Source organism: Dyadobacter sp. (genome assembly GCF_051859145.1).
Lineage (GTDB): Bacteria > Bacteroidota > Bacteroidia > Cytophagales > Spirosomataceae > Dyadobacter.
Map to the genome: position 1 here is coordinate 1 of NZ_JBHYGF010000080.1, position 9,629 is coordinate 9,629.

Genomic DNA, 9,629 nt, shown 5'->3' on the forward strand with positions numbered 1-9,629 from the left:
ATCCGCAAGCGCAGTCTTCCTTACAATCAATTTGAATTTACAGGAAAGCAAAACCTGATCGCTGGCCTTCACGGTGACTACCGCTGGCGTAATTTCCACCTTTTCGGAGAAGGCGCCGTTTCGCTTTCAAAGGGTACCGGGTTGCTTTTGGGGAACATTGTAAGTTTGGGTAAAAAGTGGGATGCTACTATCCTGGGTCGACACTATGCACGTAGTTTCCATACATTCTACGGAAATGCAATCAGCGAAAATACAAGACCGATTAACGAGAACGGACTGTACGGAGGCTTGCGCTTTATGCCGTCCCGCCGCTGGCAGTTCAGCGGCTATGCCGACCGGTTCTGGTTTCCGTGGTTGAAATTCCAGGTAGATGCACCTTCCAGTGGATTTGACTATTATCTGCATTGTCTCTACAAACCCAATAAGCGGCTGAATGTGTATGCATTACTGCACGAAAAGCACAAGCAGCGCAACGCGACAGAAAATAAAGCGCCGCCAACCGGGCTGGTTATGTCGGTTCGCCGGACTGCCATGATTAATTTTGAATACGAAATCCCGATGAAATTTGCCTTGCGTACAAGATGCCAGGTTGGCGATTCGGGGCTGAAAGGAAAACAGAAGTCCAAGGGAATTACTGTTTTTCAGGACATAACCTGGCATTTATCCCGAATCGAACTCAGCAGTCGCATTGCGTGGTTTAATACTGATGATTACGAAAGCCGGCAGTACGCCTACGAAAAAGATATGCTCTACGCATTCTCCATTCCGGCTTATTCCGATGCGGGAATGCGACATTATCTGATGCTCCGTTATACGATTTCGAAGAAAATGAAAGTTTGGGCACGCTGGTCGCAGACTAATTATACAGAACTGGAAACAATCAGTTCAGGCCTGAACGAAATACGCGGCCATAAGCGAAGCGAATTGAAAATGCAGCTCATGTATGAGCTTAATTGATTTTAAAACAACATCAATACCGAATAATGACCATCGACAAACAGGAAGCACTTAAGAAATACTTTGGCTACGACTCCTTTCGTACACACCAGGCTGAGATCATAGACTCGGTTATGGAGGGAAAAGATTGCTTCGTCTTAATGCCAACAGGCGGTGGTAAATCAATCTGCTTTCAAATTCCTGCTATTTTAAAGGAAGGGTTAACCGTCGTGATCTCTCCTCTGATTGCATTAATGAAAGACCAGGTAGAGGCACTTCACGGAAACGGTATCTCAGCTGCATTTCTTAACTCCACATTGTCCTCCTCAGAGCAGGACAGCGTAATGTGGCGCGCCGAGCTGGGCGAGTTGAAACTGCTTTACATTGCACCGGAGCGCCTTTTTTCAGGCAATACTTTTGACCTGCTGAGAGAATGGAACGTAGGATTGTTTGCGATTGACGAGTCGCATTGTATTTCTTCATGGGGCCACGATTTCAGGCCGGAGTACCGGTCGCTGAACTCGCTGAAACTCCGCTTTCCTAATGTACCGGTGATTGCATTGACTGCTACCGCAGACAGGGTTACCAGGCGGGATATCCTGAAACAACTTCGCATTGAAAATGCCGAAACCTTTATCACCAGCTTTGACCGGCCCAATCTCAGCCTGACCGTTTTACCAGGAAGGAAACGCATTCAGCAAATTCAGACATTCATTTCCAAACGACCTAACCAGCCCGGGATTATCTATTGTTTGAGCAGGAAAGGCACTGAGACAGTCGCTGCAAGCCTCCAAAGTGCGGGGATCAAAGCAGAATTCTACCACGCCGGATTGCCGGCCGATAAACGTTCCAGAGTGCAGGAAGCTTTTTTGCGCGATGATTTGCAGGTAATCGTGGCAACTATTGCTTTTGGAATGGGGATCGATAAATCGAACGTACGCTGGGTAATCCATTATAATCTGCCGTCTAATGTGGAGAGTTTTTATCAGGAAATCGGTCGCGCCGGTCGCGACGGGCTACCTTCGGATACGGTGCTCTTTTACAGCTATATGGATATCATTACCCGGCAGGATATGATCAATAATTCGGAACAGTCCGACGAGCAGAAGGAGCTGCTGCATGCCAAGCTGAACAGGATGAAGCAGTATGCAGAAGCGGACATTTGCCGGCGGCGCGTTTTGCTCAATTACTTCAATGATTCGTTCGACCGCGATTGCGGCAATTGTGATGTTTGCAAAAACCCACGTACCCGTTTTGACGCCACGATCATCGCACAAAAAGCACTTTCCGGAATCGCACGTACCGACCAGAAGGTAGCAATGGGCTTGCTGGTAGATATTTTGAGAGGAAGTAAAAACCGGAATGTAATTCAGCACGGGTACGATCGCCTGCCTACTTTCGGTGTTGGAAGTGAGCTTAAAGGTGACGAATGGGCCGAGTACATCAGTCAGCTGCTCAACTCGGGTGCAATGGATATCGCTTACGACGAGGCGCACGCATTCAAGCTCAATGCATTGAGCAGACAGATTTTGAAGGGAGAGCGGAAGGTGGAACTCGTGAAGTTCATTCCACTTTCGGAGCGGAAAGCGAAAGAAGAGGAGCTCGTACCAAAGGAAAAGCCCAAGCGGGAGGTGATTAAAGATGCATTGTTCGATAGGTTGCGTGCACTTCGCAAGCAACTGGCAGATGCGCTCGGCGTGCCGCCATATGTTGTTTTCAGCGACGCTACATTATCAGAAATGGCACAGAAGAAGCCCGTATCAGAAATGCAGATGAAATCCATTTCCGGGGTAGGCGCTGAGAAGTTTAGACGGTACGGCGAAACTTTCATCAATGAGATCCTGGATTTTGCCCGTGAGAATTTGAAGCCGGGTACCCGATCTGTTGCCGGCATGACATTCATTGAGACGTGGGATCTCTTCAAGTCAGGACTTTCTGTCAGGGAAATTGCTGAAAAAAGAAATCTTAGTTCCACGACCATTATTTCCCATTTGATCAAGCTCAAAGAAGAGGGACAGCCTATTGATCTGGAAGCATTAATCGAGCAATCTGCATACCAGATTATTGTAAAAGCGGCAGACGAGATTCAGGTGGGGAAAAATGATCCCATCAAACCGCTCTTCGAATTATTGGGGGAGCAATTTGACTACGGACAAATTCGGCTGGCGCTCGCAATCAGGGAAGAAAAGAATAGCACTATTTAAATATTCGTTTAAAAGAAAATTTGTTGCACAAAAAGCATATACGTTTTTGACTTAAATTTTCTGTCACTTGCAACCATCTGGCCTGAAAATTGCTCTTAATGCTGTACATGGTCTTCTTTATTAGATTCCAGACATTGCATTTAATATGAAAAATCAGCGTATCCTGCTAATAGCCTCTATTTTACTTGTTCTTTGTGTTTTTGAGAAACAAGCTCGCAACAAGGCATTAAGAAATATAACTGTGGAAAATATGTACAATGTACCTGAGAGAAATGGGGTCGATGCCCCAGTATCGCCTCAGGAGCGTGTAGAAGTTTCAAGCGGTGACAAAAGATTATACGATCTTGCCGACATTTTTGAATTTGACTCGGCAGACAGCACATTGGAAGCAAGTTCCGTCAAGTTCAGTGACCGGAACATGCTCAATATGACAGCAGACAATAAGCTGTTAAAATATTAAAATTCTTAGCTGAACAATCCCATAATATCTTCCTGGCTGAGCTTTTTGATAAAGCCCGATTCACCACCAACAAGATCCTCTGCAAGGTCTTGTTTTCTTTGTTGCAGCAGCAGGATTTTCTCCTCGATAGTATCTTTACAAATCATTTTATAAGCAAATACCTTCCGGGTTTGCCCGATCCGGTGTGTTCTGTCGATAGCCTGACGCTCCACCGCCGGGTTCCACCATGGATCAATCAGGTATACGTAGTCAGCTTCGGTCAGGTTAAGTCCTACCCCACCCGCTTTCAGGCTCATCAGGAACACGCGACAAGTCTGGTCATTCTGGAAACGGTTTACCCTTCCAGCCCGGTCGACAGTCTGTCCGTCCAGGTATTCGTATGGGATATTCATTTTCTCCAGATGCTGCCGGATCAAATCTAGCATCCCTAAAAACTGGCTGAAAATTAGAATCTTGTGGTTCGATGCATTCTCTTCGATCTCGCGGGTAATTTCTTCCAGCTTGGCCGATTCATTTCCAAAATCTTCTTCTCCCGACAATATTGACGGTGAGTCGCAGATCTGGCGCAGTTTCAACAAAGCTTCCAAAATCAGGAAACTGCTTTTATTGAGCCCCTCAGTAGCAAGCTTCTCTGCAATTTCTTCCCGGTATCTCTCGCGGAAAGTTTCGTACACTTTGCGCTGCTTTTGGCCCATTTCACAGAAAAGAATGGTTTCAGTCTTGTCCGGCAAATCGGTCGCGACCTCTTCTTTTGTTCTTTTCAGCATAAACGGATACACCAGCTTGCGAAGCTCGGCTGCTTTTTCCTTATCCTGATATTTATCAATAGGCGTGGCGTACTCAGTCCTGAAAAAGTCTGCGTGGCCCAGCATACCCGGGTTCAGAAATTCAAATTGAGAGTACAGGTCGAAAGTATTGTTTTCGACAGGTGTACCTGTCATAGTAAGCCGGTTTTTTGCACGCAATAACCGCGAAGCCTTCGACGTAAGCGAATCCGGATTCTTGATCGCTTGTGCTTCATCCAAAATAATATAATTGAAATCGAAGCGACGCAGCAGCTCAACATCGCTGCGCATTGTTCCATAAGTAGTGAGTATTACGTCGTATTCGGTAAAGAAATCGATCTCTTTTTTACGCGCCATTCCCCGGTGTACATACAGTTTCAAATCTGGCGTAAACTTTTCAGCTTCTGCCTGCCAGTTGAAAATCAATGTGGTAGGAACTACGACAAGGTTCGTATTACTTGGATTCAGGTTTTTCTGCTGCTGCAGAAATGTTAACATTTGGAGGGTTTTTCCCAAACCCATATCATCTGCCAAGCAGCCGCCCCAGCCAAATTCATCGAGAAAATGGATCCATTTGTAACCTTCCTCCTGGTACTGCCGCAAGGTAGCTTTTACATTCCCGGGCAGTGGCACATTCGGAATTTCCTTGAAGTTGAGCAGCTTTTCCTTTTTCTCCTGCAATTCCCGGAAAACATCTTCATTATCTATCTCCGAAATCAGCTCCTCAATTAAAGAAAAGTGGATTTTAGATAAATGGACCTGATCCGCATCTACCCTGCCAAATTGCATGATCGGTTCAAGTTTGGTAATCCACTCCTCCGGCAGCATTCCCAGCGACCCGTCGCTCAGCTGCACATAGTTCTGCTTTTTGAGAAATGCTTTTTTAACCTCAGACAGCGGAACAACCTGATCTCCGAAAGTGATCTCGATCTTCATATCAAACCAATCGATCCCGGAGGAAGCTTGTACCTTCACCGAGCCGCGATTGGGATTGAAACGCATTTTTTTCAGGTTATTAAAACCTAAAACATCGTAATGCTTCTTCTTGGCGGCTTCCACAAATGTGAACAGCCAACCATCTTTCATTACCTGATCAAAAGGAACATAAAAGAAGGGCTGACCAGCCTGGCTACCAAAGCTTGGATGCAGACTTTTCAACCATTGCCAAACTGCATTTTCCGCATTCAGATCCCTTTCGAACGTGGCGATCTGTCCGTCCTTGAAGCTGGTTTTTGCTTTCCGCTGGTCGTGTAAAAACTCGGTTGTGCCCTGCTCGTCTGCATATACATACGAAGGAACAATCAGCAGGTTTGCTTCATCTTCACGCAGGTAAAGGAGCGGCTTTTCAAATTTCAGCGGCGTGGATTGTACCTCGTGCCGGGTCTGAAAGAGCACATCGAACTGCTCTGTAACCGGAATAATCCAGTCATTGAGGAAGCTATCGCCAAATTCCTTTTTGACACGGATCTTAAATCCATTCTGACTAAGGTAAACCGCCATTTCCGCTTCACTCACGCCTGCCCAGCGAAACAATATTTTATCATTATACAGTCCCAGCCAAAAGCTGTCCAGCGACATTACCTTTTGCAGCTCGATAGGCGCACCGGGTTTTAATTCCAGGTAAGGATTGAGGGTAATGAACTCTCTGTCTTCCGTGAGTACAAAAAAGAGCTTTACAGGTTCACGGTGCAATTCCAGCTGTGTAAGCTGGTTATTGCTTGTCACATAATCACTGTCGGCCAGGTAGAGCCGCTCCGGATCCAGATCATTGAAAACCTTGCTGATCTGCTTGCCCACGTAGTTGCGCGCTTCCAGGCGCTGCTGGCTGCTTACATCGTCAAAATGAAGGTATGCATTATATGCCCATCCGTGTTTACGGATAAATTTCTGCAAACCCTCTTCCCAATGCTTCGCAAGACGCACCAGGCGCGCATCAGCTTCTGTAAGAACGGGGATTTCGTCAGCCGCATAATAGTGGCTTGATCCGCCTGCTATGTTGCGGATGTTGGTGACTTTCTCGGATTTGGTACTGTGCTTGACAGAAAAAACGCCAAATCCAATGTCGAGCAGGTGGTTTTTACCTTTTGACCAAAACACGAAAATAGAAACCCTATCCTCTTCGTCCTGCGCACTATCTGCATTGGCCACTGCGAATGTGACACTCTGCCGGGGCAGTATCCGCTCTTTCAGTTCGTCCCAATTCTGGTAGCTGCCTACTTTTTGAAGGGCCGGATCAAGTTTGATCAGTTGCAAACCTCCCGCTTCGTCGAGACGGAAGTCGAATTTATCTTTAAAGTTATCCTGCAGAGAATAACCGTATTCGGCTAGTAAGCTGTTTTTTTCGGCTGTCAGATCGCGCATTACTTCAAACGCCTTTTCGCCGAGTTCTTCCCGCAGTTTCAGCAGAGCAGCCAGCTTGTGCGCGCAGAGTGGCGCCCAGAGCTTTTGTCCGCAGGTGCAGGAGGTATGTATTTGCCGGGTATTTGCAACCCGCTCTAATTTGACAGTATAAGATTGTCCCTGATCTACAACCACGCACTCGGCTTCGCCTTCTTTGGCGGAAGTGATCTCCACCTCCTGCACCGAATCTTTGTTTCGCCAGGTTTCATCCAGAACGAGACTGCGCAGCTGAAAATCGCGGATTTCACCCAGCTCCACCACCGTGTCTTTCATTTCATAGACAACCTGCTTGATCGTCGGCATTTTGTCCAGGATATACAAAATGGCTGCTACCCGGTGCTTGCACAAACCCGCCTTGTCAGGGCATGAGCATTCAGTAATGATCTGAGGAGTAAGGAAATCCCGGATGTTGATTTGATAAAAACGAATGGAGTAGTCGCTTTTAACCTTAAACTCCGCATTCCCGGGACCATTGTAATCCAGCTTTAATACTTTTAAGCCGCCACTGCTATAAATGGAACGCCCTCTTGATAATACGTCCTTCTCTGTTCGTTTCAACAAGAAGTTAGATAATTTCTCCTTCTTTTCGTTTTCCATTTACCCGCTACCTTTTGAAAACGCAAAAGTACGGGATGTTTAGGTTTTATAGAAATCAGGGAGGGAGATATACCGGTAATTTAACCTAGCTGATATAAGGCTGGTGTATTACACCAATATGCGCATTGGTCGGGTTACCGTTGAGAAAATCCGTAATCTGCTGGCCGATATTAGGATAGAGCCGCTTTCCGGGAAGTTCTTTTACCGGTAGCCAGACCATTTTCAGCGCGGTTGTCTGCTCGGGGTTTAATGCAGGATTTTGATCTGAGATATCGGCTTCAAATACCATGTGAAGTGTCTCTTTCTGTATTTCCGGCCAGATTACTTCGCCACAGCAGACCATTTCTTTCACCTCTGCCTGAATGCCCAATTCTTCCTCCAACTCACGGGCAAGTGCGTCGGACAGGCTTTCACCGGGGTCAGGATTTCCTCCCGGCAGTGCAAAAACGTCTGTCCCGCTGTAACAGTAACAAAGTGTCAGAATACAATTATCGCGAAGAATAATGGCAGATGGGCGTACATTCATGAAAACAGTGGTGTCTGATTAGATTTAGCCCAATATAGCATTTCCCAACTTTTTTACTCCCGCAAAACCATTTTTTCAATCAATAACATGAAAATATGGATCACCTTGATGTGGATTTCCTGGATCCTGTCGGCGTAGCCAAAATGCGGCACTCGGATTTCAATATCGGCTAAACCGGCCAGCTTACCGCCGTCTTTACCCGATAAAATAACTACTTTCATTCCTTTTGTTCTCGCAGCTTCGGCTGCGCGCAGGATATTGGCTGAGTTGCCACTGGTACTTAGTCCCAGCAAAACATCCCCCGGCTGACCCAATGCTTCCAGGTATCTTGAAAACACGAATTCGTAGCCAAAATCATTACTTACGCAGCTCAGGTGGCTTACGTCTGAAATCGCAATCGCAGGCAATGCACGGCGATTGTCACGGTATCTTCCCGTAAGCTCTTCGGCGAAATGCATGGCGTCGCAATGCGAGCCGCCGTTTCCGCAGGAGATAATTTTCCCATTATGAATGATAGCCTCGGCCATTAAACCGGCCGCGCGCTCAATTCTTTCTATCTGATCCGGGTCACTAAGAAAGTTATCCAACACGGTTTGCGCTTCTTTCAACTCTGCGCTGATCAGATTCTGGTAGTTCATATTTTTCAGGCTTTTGAATTCAAATTGTAAAAACTGTGCTAATATCCGTCAATTTCACCTAATCAGATGCGGATAGCTTTTAAAACATGGGTTTTCCTGCCCGGGCCTTTGTGCCGCTCTACTTTAAAACCGGCGGCAGCCAATGCACGTTTGACAATCCCTTTGGATGAATATGTTACTAATACGCCGCCGGCGGCTGTTTGGGCTGCCACCCTGGTAAATATTTCTGCCGACCAAAGTTCAGGCTGTGCACGGGGATCGAATGCGTCGTAGAATACAACGTCAAAAATTTCATTGGTTGTAAAATTCTGTAAATGGACCTGTTCTTTCCTGAATGTAAAGTAATCGGAGAGCCGGTTGGGCTCGCCCCAGGCTGATTCGTGCAATTGCATAAAGCCTGTTCCGCCGCTCTCGCTTTCGTAGTTAAGCAATGCCGCCTCAGTCAGGTCTACCGGGTAGGCTTCAATTGTTGTATAGATAACCTGCCTTTGAAGCGCATCAGCAAGTTGCCACGCCAGAAATGCATTTAAGCCAGTACCAAACCCCATTTCAAAAACATGAACAGGATTTTCGGACTGGCTTAAAACCGGCTGCAAGCCGAGGTTGATATAAATGTGCCTGGATTCGTTCAGCGCTCCCTGGAGGGAATGATATTGCTGGTTGAACTGAGAACTGTATAAAGAATGTGAACCGTCTTCTGTGACTAATAGGCGTTCCAATTAAGCCGGGTGTTTTGGTTTGTTTGGCTTAAAAATACTTAAATCATCCTTTTAAGGGTAATTTGAGTAAAGAAAATATCCCCTTTCCGCTTCACCAGCAGGTCTATATTCTTCCCGTCGCCGCGCTGCATCAGCTTGTATATTTCGCTGACATTTAAATCGGTAGCTGCGTGATCATCTATAAAAAGCAGCTGATCTCCCTCCAGTAACCCTGCTCTGGAAGCCGGAGAATCGTCAACGATGTGGTTCACAATGTAAGACCGCAGGTCTGTTCCCTCGGCGCGAATCTCCATTCCGCTCATATCGTGCTCAAATTTCTCACGCATGCGGCTCTTAACCGGCTTCAATACCATGTACTGCTCCT

At 46.5% G+C, this 9,629-nt stretch carries 7 protein-coding genes and 1 pseudogene; 3 read left to right on the forward strand and 5 right to left on the reverse strand.

From position 1 onward, the window contains the following. The 3 genes and pseudogenes from ACTIE6_RS06215 to ACTIE6_RS06225 all read left to right on the forward strand — a co-directional run. Positions 1-957: pseudogene (locus ACTIE6_RS06215) on the forward strand (ComEA family DNA-binding protein); the annotation flags it as partial. Between the two features lie 26 nt (positions 958-983). Then, the gene (gene recQ, locus ACTIE6_RS06220; RefSeq protein ID WP_439555807.1) at positions 984-3,140 is read left to right on the forward strand and encodes a DNA helicase RecQ; all 2,157 of its coding nucleotides are present in this window, start codon (positions 984-986) and stop codon (positions 3,138-3,140) included. Between the two features lie 145 nt (positions 3,141-3,285). Further along, the gene (locus ACTIE6_RS06225; RefSeq protein WP_439555808.1) at positions 3,286-3,600 is read left to right on the forward strand and encodes a hypothetical protein; all 315 of its coding nucleotides are present in this window, start codon (positions 3,286-3,288) and stop codon (positions 3,598-3,600) included. Positions 3,601-3,605: 5 nt separating this feature from the next. Here ACTIE6_RS06225 and ACTIE6_RS06230 read toward each other — a convergent pair whose 3' ends face one another. The 5 genes from ACTIE6_RS06230 to ACTIE6_RS06250 all read right to left on the reverse strand — a co-directional run. Beyond that, a complete protein-coding gene (locus ACTIE6_RS06230; protein ID WP_439555809.1) occupies positions 3,606-7,382 on the reverse strand; it encodes an SNF2-related protein in 3,777 nt (1,258 codons plus the stop codon). Between the two features lie 85 nt (positions 7,383-7,467). Continuing rightward, positions 7,468-7,908 (reverse strand): NUDIX domain-containing protein, encoded by a 441-nt coding sequence (locus ACTIE6_RS06235; protein WP_439555810.1) that lies wholly within the window; start codon positions 7,906-7,908, stop codon positions 7,468-7,470. A 53-nt stretch (positions 7,909-7,961) separates the two neighbouring features. Then, complete coding sequence (gene lpcA / locus ACTIE6_RS06240) at positions 7,962-8,546, reverse strand: D-sedoheptulose 7-phosphate isomerase (RefSeq protein ID WP_439555811.1); 585 nt, start codon at positions 8,544-8,546, stop codon at positions 7,962-7,964. Between the two features lie 62 nt (positions 8,547-8,608). Next, positions 8,609-9,265 (reverse strand): tRNA (5-methylaminomethyl-2-thiouridine)(34)-methyltransferase MnmD, encoded by a 657-nt coding sequence (gene mnmD / locus ACTIE6_RS06245; RefSeq protein ID WP_439555812.1) that lies wholly within the window; start codon positions 9,263-9,265, stop codon positions 8,609-8,611. A 38-nt stretch (positions 9,266-9,303) separates the two neighbouring features. After that, the coding region (locus tag ACTIE6_RS06250; protein ID WP_439555813.1) for a PDZ domain-containing protein at positions 9,304-9,629 on the reverse strand (326 nt) is incomplete at its 5' end.